Annotated in this window: 16 protein-coding genes; 10 read left to right on the plus strand and 6 right to left on the minus strand. The window is 46.1% G+C overall.

Annotated elements, in window-relative coordinates:
• The first annotated feature begins 129 nt into the window (after positions 1-129).
• Positions 130-843, plus strand: coding sequence for a M23 family metallopeptidase (locus Q9R46_RS04640; RefSeq protein ID WP_311279130.1), 714 nt, complete (start codon positions 130-132; stop codon positions 841-843).
• Positions 844-987: 144 nt separating this feature from the next.
• Positions 988-1,128 carry a hypothetical protein gene (locus Q9R46_RS04645; protein WP_167375722.1) on the plus strand — a complete coding sequence of 47 codons (141 nt, stop codon included), beginning with the start codon at positions 988-990 and terminating at the stop codon, positions 1,126-1,128.
• 83 nt (positions 1,129-1,211) lie between these two features.
• Here Q9R46_RS04645 and Q9R46_RS04650 read toward each other — a convergent pair whose 3' ends face one another.
• Together Q9R46_RS04650 and Q9R46_RS04655 are read right to left on the minus strand one after the other, a co-directional pair.
• A complete protein-coding gene (locus Q9R46_RS04650) occupies positions 1,212-2,258 on the minus strand; it encodes an HD-GYP domain-containing protein (RefSeq protein ID WP_145329111.1) in 1,047 nt (348 codons plus the stop codon).
• Between the two features lie 126 nt (positions 2,259-2,384).
• Positions 2,385-3,125, minus strand: a complete 741-nt coding sequence (locus Q9R46_RS04655) for a molybdenum cofactor biosynthesis protein (RefSeq protein ID WP_145329113.1) — start codon at positions 3,123-3,125, stop codon at positions 2,385-2,387.
• Between the two features lie 119 nt (positions 3,126-3,244).
• Here Q9R46_RS04655 and Q9R46_RS04660 point away from each other — a divergent pair, with 119 nt between their 5' ends.
• The 7 genes from Q9R46_RS04660 to Q9R46_RS04690 all read left to right on the plus strand — a co-directional run bounded on the left by Q9R46_RS04660 (position 3,245) and on the right by Q9R46_RS04690 (position 10,022).
• The gene (locus tag Q9R46_RS04660) at positions 3,245-4,675 is read left to right on the plus strand and encodes a bifunctional metallophosphatase/5'-nucleotidase (RefSeq protein ID WP_311279131.1); all 1,431 of its coding nucleotides are present in this window, start codon (positions 3,245-3,247) and stop codon (positions 4,673-4,675) included.
• Positions 4,676-4,744: 69 nt separating this feature from the next.
• Positions 4,745-5,866, plus strand: coding sequence for an HD-GYP domain-containing protein (locus tag Q9R46_RS04665; RefSeq protein WP_311279132.1), 1,122 nt, complete (start codon positions 4,745-4,747; stop codon positions 5,864-5,866).
• Positions 5,867-6,090: 224 nt separating this feature from the next.
• The gene (gene yfkAB / locus Q9R46_RS04670) at positions 6,091-7,227 is read left to right on the plus strand and encodes a radical SAM/CxCxxxxC motif protein YfkAB (RefSeq protein WP_145329119.1); all 1,137 of its coding nucleotides are present in this window, start codon (positions 6,091-6,093) and stop codon (positions 7,225-7,227) included.
• A 46-nt stretch (positions 7,228-7,273) separates the two neighbouring features.
• Positions 7,274-8,620 (plus strand): hemolysin family protein, encoded by a 1,347-nt coding sequence (locus Q9R46_RS04675; RefSeq protein WP_311279133.1) that lies wholly within the window; start codon positions 7,274-7,276, stop codon positions 8,618-8,620.
• Between the two features lie 272 nt (positions 8,621-8,892).
• The gene (locus tag Q9R46_RS04680) at positions 8,893-9,183 is read left to right on the plus strand and encodes a spore coat associated protein CotJA (protein WP_145329123.1); all 291 of its coding nucleotides are present in this window, start codon (positions 8,893-8,895) and stop codon (positions 9,181-9,183) included.
• Positions 9,155-9,430 (plus strand): spore coat protein CotJB, encoded by a 276-nt coding sequence (locus Q9R46_RS04685; RefSeq protein WP_090920142.1) that lies wholly within the window; start codon positions 9,155-9,157, stop codon positions 9,428-9,430. The genes Q9R46_RS04680 and Q9R46_RS04685 overlap by 29 nt, the downstream gene beginning before the upstream one ends.
• 22 nt (positions 9,431-9,452) lie before the next feature.
• Positions 9,453-10,022, plus strand: a complete 570-nt coding sequence (locus Q9R46_RS04690; protein ID WP_311279134.1) for a manganese catalase family protein — start codon at positions 9,453-9,455, stop codon at positions 10,020-10,022.
• A 182-nt stretch (positions 10,023-10,204) separates the two neighbouring features.
• Here Q9R46_RS04690 and Q9R46_RS04695 read toward each other — a convergent pair whose 3' ends face one another.
• From Q9R46_RS04695 to Q9R46_RS04710, 4 genes are all read right to left on the minus strand, one after another.
• A complete protein-coding gene (locus Q9R46_RS04695) occupies positions 10,205-11,197 on the minus strand; it encodes a 3-oxoacyl-[acyl-carrier-protein] synthase III C-terminal domain-containing protein (protein WP_311279135.1) in 993 nt (330 codons plus the stop codon).
• Between the two features lie 62 nt (positions 11,198-11,259).
• Complete coding sequence (locus tag Q9R46_RS04700) at positions 11,260-11,601, minus strand: hypothetical protein (protein WP_145329129.1); 342 nt, start codon at positions 11,599-11,601, stop codon at positions 11,260-11,262.
• Positions 11,602-11,793: 192 nt separating this feature from the next.
• On the minus strand, positions 11,794-12,162 hold the full coding sequence (locus Q9R46_RS04705) for a carboxymuconolactone decarboxylase family protein (RefSeq protein WP_311279136.1): 369 nt from the start codon (positions 12,160-12,162) through the stop codon (positions 11,794-11,796).
• A gap of 15 nt (positions 12,163-12,177) precedes the next feature.
• Positions 12,178-13,815, minus strand: coding sequence for a thiamine pyrophosphate-binding protein (locus Q9R46_RS04710; protein ID WP_311279137.1), 1,638 nt, complete (start codon positions 13,813-13,815; stop codon positions 12,178-12,180).
• 282 nt (positions 13,816-14,097) lie between these two features.
• Between Q9R46_RS04710 and Q9R46_RS04715 the strand changes: the two genes are divergently transcribed.
• Positions 14,098-15,078: a Gfo/Idh/MocA family protein gene (locus tag Q9R46_RS04715; RefSeq protein ID WP_311279138.1), complete on the plus strand. Its 981-nt coding sequence runs from the start codon at positions 14,098-14,100 to the stop codon at positions 15,076-15,078.
• Positions 15,079-15,080: the final 2 nt, after the last annotated feature.

A 15,080-nucleotide genomic window follows, 5' to 3' on the forward strand; every position in this document is an offset into this window, starting at 1 on the left:
CCGTCATGGTTCGTCTTTTTTCTTATGCCATAAAGAGAGTAATCTTTGATTAACATGTAAAAATAAGACTAATAGCACAGGCCAATTCATAGAGTTAAGCATTTAATGGTAGAAAAAGGATGTGAGTCTATGAATGCAAACCCTTTCGAAGGGTATCGGATTACTAGTTCATTCGGTTATCGAATTCATCCTATACATGGAGGCCAGACCTTTCATCGAGGAGTAGACCTGGTCAAGGAACCTTGGAACGGGCCTATATCTGCTTTTCTTGAAGGAACGGTACGTTTTGCAACGGAAGGACGTACAGGCTCCGGTTTTGGCGGTTACGGGCTTACTGTGGCACTGGAGGATCATCGTGGATACTTGCATTGTTATGGCCACCTTTCCCGTATTGCCGTTAATGTTGGTCAGCGAGTGAGGAAAGGGCAACTGATCGGTGATCAAGGCAGTACAGGACAGAGCACAGGGCCCCACGTACATTATGAGATTCGTAAAACAAGCTCGCCTTCGTACGGGTATACTGCAAGTGAAGATGGCGTTGTGGAACCAACGGCGTATTTGTTAAACGAATACGGAACGATCTCTCAAGAAGAGGAGGGCCTACCCATGACAAGTCAGGAAAAGCAGTTGTTCACGCTTATGCAGAAGCAATTGGAGCTTCAAGGAAACTGGATTCAAGAACAAAAGCGATTATCCAACATGAGTTGCCCTGACTGGGCGCAGGAGGCATTGGCTTATTATCGTCCCTATATTCAGGATGACAGAGGGAGTTATGATTTTTGGAGAATACTTGTGATCATGCATCGAAAGGAAACGGGAAAACAGGTGCCAAAAGAGGATTGAAGCTTGAGCCAAGGCCAGTAAAAGAGCAAACCACTTACATCCTATGGGCTAAGAACCAAATTGCGAAGAATGCCGTTTCGCCCAGTTCCTCCGGCGGGGAAGCGTCATATGTTAGGGTATACCTGATAAAGAGGAGGCAATCACATGAGCGAAGTAGGTTATGGCTGTAAAGGCAACGTTGGTGGTGTAGGCGGTGTAGGTGGATACAATCCATGTACTTCGGTTGGCGCGATCTTGGTACTGTTCATCCTGTTGGTTATCATCACAAAAGCATTCTGTGTGTAACTCCATCGACCGAATATAAGCAAGAGGGACCAAAGGAAGCTTGATCGAGCTTCCTTTGGTCCCTCTTTTCTCTTCACTCGTATTTATTGGACGTAAATCTCTACAATGGCAATGTCTCTTTCTTTCGCTAAATCGATAAAGGCCGTAGAGGTCTGAACAAGTGGGCGGAAGTAGTCAGCTGGATTGTTCATTACAATGACACCGGTTTGTCCTGTCGTGAGAAGTACTTTTTTACCAATAAAATTCGGAAGCATATGTTTGATTAGCTCTTGGGTTGCTTCGCCATTCAACTGACCAAAACTGAGGCTGTACAGTTCGCATAGAACAGAAATTAGCTCCTGTTTGGTCTGATACACCCGATTCGTTGTCATTGCGCTGTAAACGTCGGCTACAGCAGTTATACGAGCATAGGGGTGAATCTCATCTCCTCGCAAACCATGCGGATAACCACTGCCATCCTCACGCTCATGATGTTGAAGAGCAACCAAGGCGATGATTTCGTCCTCTGTTGAAGCTTTAATAATATCGTAACCATAAAAGGTATGTTTTTTCATTTCTGCGAATTCTTCTGTCGTTAGTTTGCCTGGTTTATGTAAGATTTCAGAAGGAATTTTAGACTTGCCAATATCATGAAGATATCCTGCCTTGGCTACCGTAAGACATTCATCCGGGCTGTAACCCATCCAGTTAGCAATATAAAAAGCGAGCATACCAACCTGCAAGGAGTGGTTATAGGTGTAGTCAATGTCTCCATCCAGCATAAGTAACAGGGAGACAACATCTTTTTGTTTTTCAAGCTGTCCCGTTAGGGTGCCTAATATTTCGTCAACCTGTGATTCATCAATAAAGCCTTTTTCTATGGCTTGTTCGAACAGAGATTCTGTGCCTTTGATCGTGTCGTTAAACAGATTGGTTAACAGACGGGTCTGATCGGAAGGCAAGTTTTGTTCATTAGAGTGAAGGTCGGATGATTGTTCTACATCTGCGAAATCAATTCCATGCTGCAGCAGCTTAGATATATCATCTTCGCTGAGAACGGAACCTTTCATCAGCATGTGGAGACCTGAAGTATTGTAGATATCATTTTTTAGCAGGTCGCCGGGTTTAAGATCTGTAACATGCACTCTCACGTATAAACCACCTTTTCCTCGACTAATATCGACACATATCATTATAATAACAAGAAAAAAATGGGTTGACAACGACTTATTTACTGTTCATTTGCCTCTGTACACAGCGGATAGACTCATTTTTTTCTAGTCCATGGGGTTCCAGGGTCCTAGTTGATGCCCCTTCCACTCCGAACCGTCTTCCCAGATTTCCTTTTTCCAAATCGGTACGGTTTGTTTCAGTCTTTCAATGGCGTAACGGCTTGCATCGTAACAGTCACTGCGATGAGGCGACGATACCGCGATAACGACACTGATTTCGGCCACGTCAACTTTGCCGATTCGATGACTGATCGCACAGCGGACACCTGGCCAGCGTTCTGCTATCTCCGTGCCGATCGCAGCCATATGGGACAGCGCCATGGGTACGTACGCTTCGTATTCCAGATAAACCGTGCGCTGTTCGCCAGTCATTTCCCGTGTCGTTCCTACGAAAGTTAATGCAGCGCCATGATTGGCTGTGATGACCAAGTCGGTCGTTGCCTCAACGGACAAGGGTGCATTGGTAATTAGAAACATACCATCTTCTGTGCGATGCTCTTGTGTACGAGGATGATCTTTACTCTCGTCCGTCGAACCGTCGCCTCCGGATACAGGCGGGATCAAAGCCAGTTCATCATCTGCCTTAAGTAATGTATCGGCAGGAGCGTACCTCTGGTTTACTGCTAAAAATGATGAACGAATCTGCGTGGCAACCTCAGGATAAGCCTGGCTCAATTGTTCTTTAAGCACAGCAGCTGTAAGCGTATCACCATCATACTCAAATGCAAGTTGGGATGTATTTAAACGTTCTGCAATACCTGCAAATAGTTGAATTGTCAATTTCATGGAATGAATCGCTCCTTTTTGATCTCTAAACCTTATAAATATATCATAACGACGTAGAAAATGTTATGCTTATCCATTAGAAGAATGTACGTTTAATGAACGGCAGGGGAGGCAGTGTAATGCGCGGCAGCGAGAAGCAAACATTAACTATTCTGCACACCAATGATATACATAGTCATTTCGGCTCTATGAGTGCGATCGCTGCTATGATCAATGAGGAACGTGCCCAAGGTGGACATCTGCTTGTCCTCGATATTGGAGACCATATGGATCGAATGGCTGTTGAAACGGAAGGCACACTCGGAAAGGCGAACGTAGATGTGCTCAATCTGACAGGCTATGATGCCATTACGATTGGAAATAATGAGGGGCTAACCTTTACGCCTGACCAACTCGCTCAGTCCTATACGGGGCTCCTTTGCCCTATTGTGTGCGGCAATGTGTTTGAACAGGATACAGGACGTCCTCCAGCCTGGATGAAATCTTGGGTTATTGTCGAAAAAGGACCGTTTCGCATTGGCCTGCTAGGAGCAACAGCCCCGTTTAACACCTTCTATGAACTGCTGGGCTGGCAAGTGACGGACCCTGTAGAAACCTTAAGAGATCAGGTTAAGGTACTGCGTGAGCAGGTGGACGTGATCGTTGTTTTATCTCATCTGGGTCTTTCAACGGACAAAAGACTGGCGGAACAGGTTGAGGGCATTGATGTTGTCCTGGGCGGACACACCCATCATGTTCTGGAGGAACCCTTGCTGATTGGCAATACCGTGCTGGGTGCGGCAGGTAAATTCGGACAATGGCTCGGGAGAGTTGTGCTGGAAAGAGCAGGCCAAGCAGAGCCTGTGCAGCTTGTGAGCAGCGGTTGTGTGCCAGTACACAGCAGCATGCTGGAAGAGCAGGTGTCTCTGGCAATTGCTACGAACCGTACGGAAGCTGAACGATTGCTGGATCAGACGGCCGTGATCACGGATCGAACCTTGCCCGTTTATTATGAGCGGGAATCTCCTTTTGCTATCTTGCTTGCGCAAGCTGTACGGCACTTTACAAAAGCGGAAATATCGCTTGTGAATGCGGGCCAGTTACTCGGAAACCTGCCACAAGGCGACATTACGAAAGGAATGTTACATTCCCTATGTCCATCTCCAATAAATGCTTGTACAATATGTTTGAATGGTGATCAGATTCGTGAAGCGCTTGAACAGTCACTGTTGAAGGAATTCTTCTCTAAACCCATCGTGGGATTTGGCTTTCGGGGACGTATTCTCGGGACGTTATGTGTGGATGGAATAGAGGTTCTTTACGACCCCAGTGCGCCAGCGTATGATAAGATCCAATCCATTTATGTGAACGGTATACCTATGGATGGGAAGCGTGAATATGTGGTTGGAACGCTTGATATGTTTACGTTTAACGTGGGATACCCTTCTTTGGCTCAAGGAAGCAATATACAATATTACCTTCCGGAATTTATAAGGGATTTGCTGGAAGAAGAATTAAAACGACCAGGAGCGCTGGAGGAGAGCCTGCGTAATCGCTGGTTACCAAGCTAGAACAAGACTGCCTTCTGCTGATGCGGCGGCTAGTGTTCATTACATCTATGGAGCGGGAGAGGATAGGCTGTGCGTTTAGTACATATAAACTTATTGCAGCCTGGCATGAAGCTGGGGAAACGAATTTTTAGTGAGGAAGGTCTGGTTTTACTCAGTGAGGATGTAGAACTGACGAGTCGGTTAATCGGACGGTTGAAAGATCTTGGGATTGGATATGTATATATTCAGGATGCTGCCACAGAAGACATTATCGTGCCCGAAATGTTACAGGAAGAGACCAAGCGAAGAGCTCTTGTGGAGATCAAACAACAGTTTCAACATATGTCCGGCTTCAAAAGTAAAAACCAGATCACACATTTTGGTAAAGCGCTTAGTGGTGTAATGAACAGCATTCTTGAGGACATTGGTGGTCAAAAGGAAGCGATGATCATGTTAATGGACATGAACTCCAGCGATTTTGACCTGTATACTCACTCACTGAATGTTTGTGTGTATACTCTTGTTCTCGGTGTGGCATCAGGTTATACCCGTCAGCAACTCATGGAGATTGGTCTAGGCGCCCTGCTCCATGATATTGGAAAAACGCAGATTCCCTCCGATATTTTACATAAGCCTTCACGTCTGAGTGATGAGGAATACAAAATTATTCAACAGCATACCACGTACGGACATCGAATTCTCAAGGATGAACCAGGCATCCCTCTGCTCGCAGCACACTGTGCACTGCAACATCATGAGCGAATTGATGGCAGTGGCTACCCTTTTGGATTGAAAGGCAATGAAATCCATGAATATGCGAAGTGGATTGCTCTTGCCGATTCGTATGATGCCATGACGACCAACCGGGTCTATCGTCAAGCTTTATTGCCGCATCAAGCCGTGGAGGTATTGTATACAGGTTCTGGAACGCTTTATGAACAGTGGATGCTTGAAAAGTTTAGGGATTGTGTAGCGATCTATCCCGTAGGTATATCCGTAAAACTGAGCACGGGAGAAGTTGGCGTTGTCGCTGCAATTCAACCCCGCGTGCCACAACGCCCATTGATTCGTGTGATCAAGGATGCAGAAGGACAGGTCCTTACAGCCCCCTACGAAATAAATCTTGCTACGAAGCTATCAGTCATGATTACAGGGGTGGAGGGAGCGGAAGATTCTGTTACACTTATGAAGCATGAACAGCTGAATAGTTAAGCTAACGAAGTATAGAGCAGGCGCTCAGGTGGTCATATCGGGAAAGTGAAGCCAGGTTAATTTCCGATGATTCATGGGCGTTTTTTGTCATGTAATGGTCAGGGTTTGGCTGTGCAGGAAGATTCATAATTGTGCTATGATAAAAGATAACTCCCAAAAAAGTAATCTCGGATATGATGTAAATAAAACTTTTTAGGTTAATAAAAGGAATAAGGTGAAGAACAATGACCATGCTAAACTCAGGATCGGTACAACCGATGCCATTATCGCCAACGAATGATCCGTGGGATCCGATTGGCTCTCTGCGTGCATATGGCCGGCATGTGCTGACCAGTGTAGAAATGACAGTGACACATCTATGCAATATGCGATGTGAGCATTGTGCCGTAGGGGATATGCTTACGATGCAAGAGGCACCTGCACTGCCACTCTCACTCATGTTGAAACGACTTGATGAGGTGGAGCACCTGCAGACGATCAGTCTGACAGGCGGTGAACCCAGCTTTAGCCAAAAGACAGTGGATGAGATGATCATTCCTCTGCTTAAATATGCGAAGGAACGCGGAATTCGCTCCCAGATCAATTCCAATCTGACACTGGATATCAGCCGTTATGAAAAACTTCTCCCGTATCTGGATGTGATGCACATCTCCTTCAATTATTTGAATGCAGATGATTTCCATCAGGTGGGATTCGCCAACAGCGGTAGACCGGTAAAACGTGAAGTAGCCGTGAAAATGTATGAAAAGATGATGGAGAACTCTCGCAAGCTAAGTGAGGCCGGAATGTTTATTTCCGCTGAGTCGATGATTAATTATCGTACGCATGATAAGCTGGACGGCATTCACCAGTTGATTCGGGAAATGGGCTGTGTACGGCACGAAGTGCATCCGATGTACAACTCTAATTTTGCATCCTCTCTTCCAGTGTTATCGCTGGATCACATGAGGAATGCCATTCATCGCTTGCTTGATGTGCGTGACAAAGACATGTGGATGCTTTTCGGAACACTGCCGTTCTTTGCATGCAGTGCAGCTGAGCAGGATCGTGAACTGATTAATCGCTTGTACAGCGAACCGAATGTAACGGTTCGTAATGATCCGGACGGGCGCAACCGTGTTAACGTCAACATGTTTACAGGCAACGTGTACGTGACTGATTTCGCGGATATTCCTGCATTCGGCAACATCCATGACCGAAAACTGGATGACGTATTCCACGAATGGTCTGCGGAGCATCCGCTTAATCAGACGGTAAACTGCCATTGTGATGCTGCGTCCTGTTGCGGGCCAAATCTGCTTGTGGCCGATATGTATTATAAAGGCGTGGACTTCAAATCAAGAAAAGCTATTTTACGCTAATATTCCAGGTGCATTCCTGAAATAGACAGAGAAGGGGAGTTACATCTTGGGCATTCATACCGAATTTCATCTTGGACAGCTGGTATTTAATCTGGTCTGTGTCTTTTTGCTCGTATTTTTGAATGGTGTATTTGTCGCAGCAGAGTTCTCTCTCGTCAAAGTAAGACAGACACGCCTGACACAATTGCAGAGTGAGGGAAACCGTCTGGCTGGTTATGCCCTGAAGGTGAACGGTAAACTGGATGCCTATCTGTCGGCAACGCAGTTCGGGATTACACTGACATCTCTCGGACTGGGTTGGTTGGGGGAACCTGCAATCTCCAAACTGCTTGTGGAACCGTTGATGTTTAAGCTTGGCGTTTCCGATACAAGCTTGATTACAACGGTATCCGTCATTATCGGTTTCTGTATCATCACGTTTCTGCACATTGTACTTGGTGAGCTGGCTCCTAAATCGCTGGCAATTCAAAAAACAGATGGAGTGGCGTTGCTTTTATCGGCACCGTTATTACTATTTTATAAAATTTTCTTCCCGTTTATCTGGATTCTTAACGCATCAGCGAATGCTTTATTACGTCTGGCTGGTATTGAACCCGCGAGTGAAAGCGAGGCCCATTCGGAAGATGAGCTTCGCATCCTGATGAAACAGAGTGCCAAAAGCGGGGTCATCGACAAGGATGAGATCAAGCTGATGGATAATATCTTTGATTTCTCTGACATGCTGGCTCGTGAAGTTATGTTGCCTCGTACAGATATGGACTGTTTGTATACCCATCTGTCACTGGAGGAAAATCTAAAGATCATCAACGCAACGAAGCATTCCCGTTACCCGGTTGCAGTAGAAGATAAGGACGAGATTATCGGATTTATTCATATTACGGACTTGCTTCTGGCAGAACCGGAGCAACAACAGGATCTGGCTTCAATGGTACGTCCGATTCTGAACGTGCCCGAGTCTATGGAGATCAGCCATGTATTACGTTTAATGCAGAAAAAGCACTCCCAGATGACGCTTGTAGTCGACGAATACGGGGGGACAGCAGGATTGCTGACGGCTGAAGAGATTTTGGAAGAGATCGTTGGGGATCTGTATGATGAATTCGAGGATGAGCGGCCGCATATGGAACGAATCGGTGAGGCATTTTCGATCGATGGACGTTCGTTGATTGAGGAAGTTCATGAATGGACCGGAGCGATCATCGAGGATGAAGAGGTGGATACGATTGGCGGCTGGCTATTCAAAGAACTGGAAGGCAGTCCGGCCAAGGGAAAAACACGTGAGCGAAACGGTTATGTCTTCGAAGTCGAAGAGTCTACACGTTTACGAATTAACCGGGTCAAAGTGTACAAGCAAGTGAAAGAACAAGATGAATCTCTCGAAGAGGATCAGTGATCTTCTGTTGTCTCAGGATGATGATCGACGTGAAAAATAGCGAATAAGCAAGACCTTTAAGCAGGACCTTTGAAGTGGTGTTATGACACCTTTCAAAGGTCTTTTTTGCATGGCAGGAATAAGCGCAAGCTTGGGCTAGAATGGCAAAATCCTTGTTTTAGTTTCCGTAAAAAGGGATTATCTTGATCATCTCGACATATTGTTATAAGGACAGGAAATGATGGGGATGTATTGTATGCCTTATGAAGCAATACCGAAATACATGTAATTGCATGATAAAGGAGGCGTTTCGATTGAAAGATCCTCTGAAAGATCCTCAGGTTCGGGCTTATGTTCCTTTTGTGGGTCCATTTGATCCGTGTAAACCTCTAGGTATTCGTACGTATCTGGTTCCGCCGCAACTATTTATTCCTTTTCAACCGATGGGCTGGCCACAATACAGTCCGGCTGAAGCTTTAAGAATCGGCACATTGTGGCCAGCACTATACAGTCCGTATACCTCGAAAAAAACGAAGGAAAGGGCGGTGGTGAACGATGGAGAAGGAACAGCCGAAAGCCTGTGACGCCAAATATTACGAACTGCTGGAGGAACTACAGGCACTGGATTTTGTCTTGGTTGAGCTGAATCTGTATCTGGATACGCATCCGGGAGATTTTCAAAGTATCGAACAGTATAACAAGTTCAGCCAGGAACGGATGCGCGTTGCGCATGAGTTTCAGCAGTTATATGGTCCGCTGACGAACTTTGGTCATGCCTTTTCCAAATATCCGTGGGAGTGGTCCCAGACACCTTGGCCTTGGCAAGTATAAAATCGAAGGAGGCGTCCTGTGCATGTGGGTGTATGAAAAAAAATTGCAATATCCGGTTCGGGTGAGTAAATGTGATCCTCATATGGCAAAGCTACTGATGGAACAATATGGCGGTGCGGATGGAGAACTCGCAGCAGCCTTGCGATACCTGAATCAACGTTATACGATTCCCGATAAAATTATCGGTCTATTGAACGACATTGCGACGGAGGAATTTTCCCACCTGGAGATGATTGCGACGATGATCTACAAACTCACCAAGGATGCCACGATGGAGCAGCTGGAGCAGGCCGGATTGGATGCTCATTATGCAGCACATGATAAGGCCCTCTTTTACAACAATGCCGCAGGAGTGCCTTTCACGGCCACGTATATTCAAGCGAAAGGTGATCCGATCGCGGATTTGTACGAGGATATCGCAGCCGAAGAGAAAGCTCGGGCTACATATCAATGGTTAATTGATTTAACGGATGACGTGGACTTACAGGACAGTCTGAAATTTTTGCGGGAACGCGAGATTGTGCACTCCCTGCGGTTCCGGGAAGCCGTTGAAATTCTGAAGGATGACCGGGAGACCAAGAAAATATTTTGACGATGAGCCAATCAGCAACATATGTAGCGTAAGGGATGAAGGGCAGTCCAAGTGGGCTGCTTTTTATGTTTAGGTAGAATTTGATTGAAAAATAAGATCAAAAAAAGGACGATGAATGAAGGGTTGCTCCTCAAGGTCGTCCTGCAGATTGAACATATAAGTTTGAAGAAGTGCTTTTGCTCTTAGTATTCCACGACCATGGCAACATTTTGCCACCCGGCGCCAACGGTCCAGAACAACACTTTGTCACCGCGCTGCAGCTTTCCGGAGCTAATGGCTCGATGCATGGCTATAAACGGGCTACTTGTCGAGGTATAACCAAATTCGTCGCCAATATATACAGCAATGTCATCAGCAATCCCGATGTTTTCGGACACTGCACGAATGTTAGCAATGGACAGCTGAGAGAAACAGGCGGCTTTAATCTCATTCGGTGTGATTTCGTTCCGCGTTAGCAATGTTCGAATGGACTCAGAAGCAGCATCGACACAGATCGAATCGTCAAACGGTGTGAATTTTACATGGAAAACTCCTGCATCAACACCCGTGCTTCCGAGCTTTGCGAGTCCTTCGGCTGGAAAGAGTGAATTTTGATATACACAGGTATCCGTCTGATAGATCGAATCAATAAAGCCAACGGCATGTTCATCCCGTTCTACAATTACGGCTGCGGCTGCATCTCCGAAATTTGCAAAATAAACCGGGTCATCCGGACTGGCATGAGGAGCTACGTAGTCTGAGCCGATAATTAATGCCCGTTTGATCCTTGGATTACCAAGCATCTGCCGACTGACCTGTTCGAAAGCTGCGGTCATCCCTGCACAGTTGGCATTGCTATCAATACAGATGGTGTGGGCTGCCCCGCGGATCAGATGATGAATCATTAAGGAATTCGTAGGGAAAATATATTCCGGTGTTTGGCTTGCATACGCAATCAAGTCAATATCTTGTCCGGTTAACCCGGTTTTAGCGAGTAGCTTTCGGGTTGCCTCGAAGGCCATGGTCAGTGAATTTTCGTCATGCCGATCAATTTTGTAACGTGACTCCCGCCCGAGTGCTTTTAACAAACCACGAATATCGACCCCTCTGGCATCAAAATGTTCAATATAAAAATCATTGTGCACCTTGGTTTCAGGGTGATATATATCGATATCTACAATACGAATTCCAGCCATCGTCATCCTCCTCATAAGTGGAAAGGCAGAGCTGTCATTAAAGCATCATACAAACCAGGGAGCTACGCCGAAATAATTTCCAGATTGTCCAGCCCTACGGTCCGACCAAGTCTGGCCAGCTGCATTTTCAGAATGGCATTGTTCTCCAAGGTTAACACCACTTTTTTGTATTCGTCCTTTTTGAACATGGCCAGGCATCCCTCCAGAAGAGGTACAATCTCAGGGGCAGTAACATTCAACTTTTTGCAGTCAATATCCAGGTTATATTCCTTGGTGTTAATGGAAGCAATCGTATCCTGATACGCCGAGATTGAACGAAGACCGTCCTCTTGAGAAAAAGAACCTTCCAATTCAATGTGCAACACTTTGTTTGAAGCATCCGTTTTTAGATTGAAATTTCCCATTACGTGTTCTCTCTCCTTTGTAATATGAGTGAAAGCTATCCTCTATGGAATGAATGATGCAGTCCATTAGACCCTAAAGCGAGCGGTACCAGGTGGTAAGGCTGGAAGGATAATTTACCCATATTATAAAGGTAATAATGTAAAAAGATCAATAAAAAGGTCGAATGATGTATAAAAATGTAGAACGTTGAATTACTGGATTTCCTCAAGCGTGGCAAGCAATACATTAAATGCACTGATAATACGTGGAGCACCAACACACGGTGCCAGGTGAAGCAGAACTCCCTTAAGCTCCTCAACGGTAATACCCACACTTAAGGCCATGGCATAATGCACACCAAGCTGTTCGAATTGTCCCTGTGTAATTAACGACGAAATAATGGCGACTTCTTTCCACTGATCCGTAATGGTGGTTCGCTGAAAAATATCACCATATGCTGTTCCCATAATAAATTCGGACAGTTCGGGAAAATGCTCCTTAATCGGGGCAAGTGCCTTTGCACCAAACTCCCCGGAAAGCTTGGCAAAACGATCTAACCCTTGATTCACTTGTTCACTCATGATTCGTGCCTCCTGCTAATTCAAATTGACAACCCGATGAGCCGTTGGAGGGATCTCGTCCCGATCGGTTAACAGCTCGATGACAGCGACTTGATTTAACTTTAAAGCTGCCTCCAGCGCGCCAGAGAACTGTGGTAACGTTTCTGCACGGAAAGCCTTAGCTCCAAGGGACTCGGCAAATTTGACTGCATCCATGGGAACCTCGAAGAGTGTGCCATCGATACGTCCTGTCGTTTTTTCCATCCCTTTCAGAGCCATATCCAGTTGTTTGTTGTTTACAACGATAAAAATGACGGGAAGATCCTTGCATACGGCTGTGTTGATTTCCGTGCCCAGCATCATAAAACATCCGTCTCCGGTGATACATATTACGGTTTCTTCAGGTGAAGCAGCTTTGGCACCAATGGCCATGCCGATGGCATTCCCCATGCAGGCAAAGTAGGCATCAAATATGAAACTGCCGGGTTTCTTCACTTTGTAACGCTGAACGGCATGAAAGCCGTGGCTTCCGTCATCCACAAACAGTTTGTGGTCATAGGGAAGCAGTTCGCTCATCTGATCGAGAACGGAAGCAAGTGACAGATGTGGCAGATCTGGTAATGGGGATTGATATTCAAAGGACTTGGCGACACCTGTAGAAGCAGATGCAAGAGAGGATGGTAAGCTGCTAAGCAGGTATTGCAGATTGTCTTTGATATCCCCTGTTATATGTAAGGTCTGAGATTGAAGAATTTTGCCTACGAAAGTTGGATCGGTATCGATTTGAATCAGCTGTGCCGGATGGTTATGCGGCTTGAGATTACAGAGCGTCATATCGCTCAGTCTGGAGCCGAGGACAATATAGAGATCACTTTGATTCAACATCTCGTCTCCGTGTGGGAATCCGCCAACACCACAGGGGCCATGATATAAGGGGTGATCCCAAGATATGGCTCCTTTACCGCCAGGAGTTGTCACGACTGGAATATTAAACGTTTCGGCTAGTTGCCTTAGTTCCTCATGTGCCCCGGAACGAGTTACACCTTTACCTGCAATGATTAATGGACGTTCGGCTTGATGGATTAAAGGCAGGCATCGATTCAAACCAGAGATGCTGAGCAATGGCTCAAGTTCGGGAATAACAATGTGACACGATTGAAGCTGTTCCGTTTGTACGTCAAAAGGAAGGCAAAGATGGACAGGACCTTTGTTTGGGCCGAGTGCAATTGAAAGGGCGTGATTCAAAATGGTTCCGAAGTGATCTCCACGTTCGACCAGTTTGCTGAATCGTGTGGCAGGTCTGAACATTTCGGCCAGATCAGCCAAATAAGAAGAGGAGTCCTGACATTGGGGGATGCCCAGTTCCTGAATAGATTGATGGCCGGTAAGAAATAAAACGGGAAGATTGTTCGCCTTGGCATGGGCCGCCGCGGTAAGCAGATTGGTTCCTCCAGGACCGGAGGTGGCAAAAGCGACTCCCAAGCGGCCTGTCTGCAATGCGTAGCCTGATGCGGCAAAGCCTGAACTGGCTTCGTGGCGACCAGGGATAAACTCCAAACCGTAATCTACCATTTTCAGAAGAGCGGGACAGATGGATTTTCCGATAATACCAAATACATGAGTGACACCCAGATTGCGCAACGTTTCTGCTAAATAATCCGCAACAGTTCTCACGCGTGGACACCTCGTTTCAAGTAGTAGGTTTTTAGAACCAGGCGGCTTATCCGATTGTGCATGTTGGTATTTGTCTAAGGTTGTAAGAGGAAGAATTCCTTGGTATTAGAAATCGTATCTTTTTTTGTGGTTTTTTGTCAATCCCTTTCCTGATTCTAATTGCCTGAGGCTATTCACCTATGCATATTGACGTGATGAAGCAGTGATAGGTTAACGCAATGCATGATCAACGGTTCTAATCCACGTTTTCTGATATACTGAGAATGAATTGGAGGGAATGGAATGACATCATTGAAAATAGCTGTGATCGGCCTGGGTAAGATGGGTTTACATATGATTCATCAAGCGGAGAATACACCAATGGAAATCCCCGTGGAGATTACTGCGGTGTGTGATGCGAATGAACAAGGATTGCAGGAATTTGCGGCAACTCGTCCATCGGTGAAAACATATCTTGATTATAAACAGTTGCTGGATGAACAGCAGATTGACCTTGTGTACATTGCTGTACCACCTAAATATCATTATCCCGTCGTGATGGAAGTGTTGAATCGTCGAATTCATGTGTTCTGTGAGAAGCCGCTCGCCAACAGTCTAGAGGAAGCGCGCAAAATGGTCGAAGCTACAGAGCAAGCTGGTGTGGTTCACGCGGTTCATTTTTCGATGCCGCATGAATCTGCTGTGTTGAAGCTGCAAGAGATGGTTAAACAACAGGCAGTGGGTGACATTCGCAAAATTGACCTGATTCTGCAGTTCCCGCAGTGGCCGCGCTCATGGCAGCAAAATGAATGGATCACAAGCCGGGATCAGGGAGGTTTTATCCTCGAAGTTGGCATTCACTGGATTCATATGATCCAGAACGTATTCGGGCGGCTACGTGTGCTGGATGCTCAAGTGATTTATCCTGCCGATCAACCAGATGCGTGTGAACAGGAAGTGCAGGCTGTGCTTGAAGTACAGGACGGAACCCGAGTTCATCTGCAAGGGATTTCTCAATTTGCTGGCGAAGAGCGTGTGTCCATGGTTGTATATGGCACCGAAGGCACCATTGCGCTGGAAAATTGGGAGGAACTCATGAGTGGCAAGATCGGACAGCCGTTGTCCCCCGTGGAAGTGCTGGACTCTTCCAGCGAACTGCCTGTGTTGAAACATGTCATTGCCCGTATTCAGGACAAACCGGGTAAGATCTATACGTTCCACGATGGGTACGAGGCACAACAGGTGCTGGAAGCACTTCGGAACAGTAATTCATCTACAATTTGACC

This window comes from Paenibacillus sp. RRE4 (assembly GCF_031844205.1).
GTDB lineage: Bacteria > Bacillota > Bacilli > Paenibacillales > Paenibacillaceae > Paenibacillus > Paenibacillus xylanexedens_B.

What these genes read in the sequence shown, in the direction of transcription:
- Q9R46_RS04680 (WP_145329123.1), top strand. Translation starts at nt 8,893, where the DNA reads ATGATAAAGGAGGCGTTTCGATTGAAAGATCCTCTGAAAGATCCTCAG.
- Q9R46_RS04695 (WP_311279135.1), bottom strand. Translation starts at nt 11,197, where the DNA reads ATGGCTGGAATTCGTATTGTAGATATCGATATATATCACCCTGAAACC.
- Q9R46_RS04715 (WP_311279138.1), top strand. Translation starts at nt 14,098, where the DNA reads ATGACATCATTGAAAATAGCTGTGATCGGCCTGGGTAAGATGGGTTTA.
- Q9R46_RS04660 (WP_311279131.1), top strand. Translation starts at nt 3,245, where the DNA reads ATGCGCGGCAGCGAGAAGCAAACATTAACTATTCTGCACACCAATGAT.
- Q9R46_RS04685 (WP_090920142.1), top strand. Translation starts at nt 9,155, where the DNA reads ATGGAGAAGGAACAGCCGAAAGCCTGTGACGCCAAATATTACGAACTG.
- Q9R46_RS04655 (WP_145329113.1), bottom strand. Translation starts at nt 3,125, where the DNA reads ATGAAATTGACAATTCAACTATTTGCAGGTATTGCAGAACGTTTAAAT.
- Q9R46_RS04700 (WP_145329129.1), bottom strand. Translation starts at nt 11,601, where the DNA reads ATGGGAAATTTCAATCTAAAAACGGATGCTTCAAACAAAGTGTTGCAC.
- Q9R46_RS04690 (WP_311279134.1), top strand. Translation starts at nt 9,453, where the DNA reads ATGTGGGTGTATGAAAAAAAATTGCAATATCCGGTTCGGGTGAGTAAA.
- Q9R46_RS04645 (WP_167375722.1), top strand. Translation starts at nt 988, where the DNA reads ATGAGCGAAGTAGGTTATGGCTGTAAAGGCAACGTTGGTGGTGTAGGC.
- Q9R46_RS04640 (WP_311279130.1), top strand. Translation starts at nt 130, where the DNA reads ATGAATGCAAACCCTTTCGAAGGGTATCGGATTACTAGTTCATTCGGT.
- yfkAB (WP_145329119.1), top strand. Translation starts at nt 6,091, where the DNA reads ATGACCATGCTAAACTCAGGATCGGTACAACCGATGCCATTATCGCCA.
- Q9R46_RS04705 (WP_311279136.1), bottom strand. Translation starts at nt 12,162, where the DNA reads ATGAGTGAACAAGTGAATCAAGGGTTAGATCGTTTTGCCAAGCTTTCC.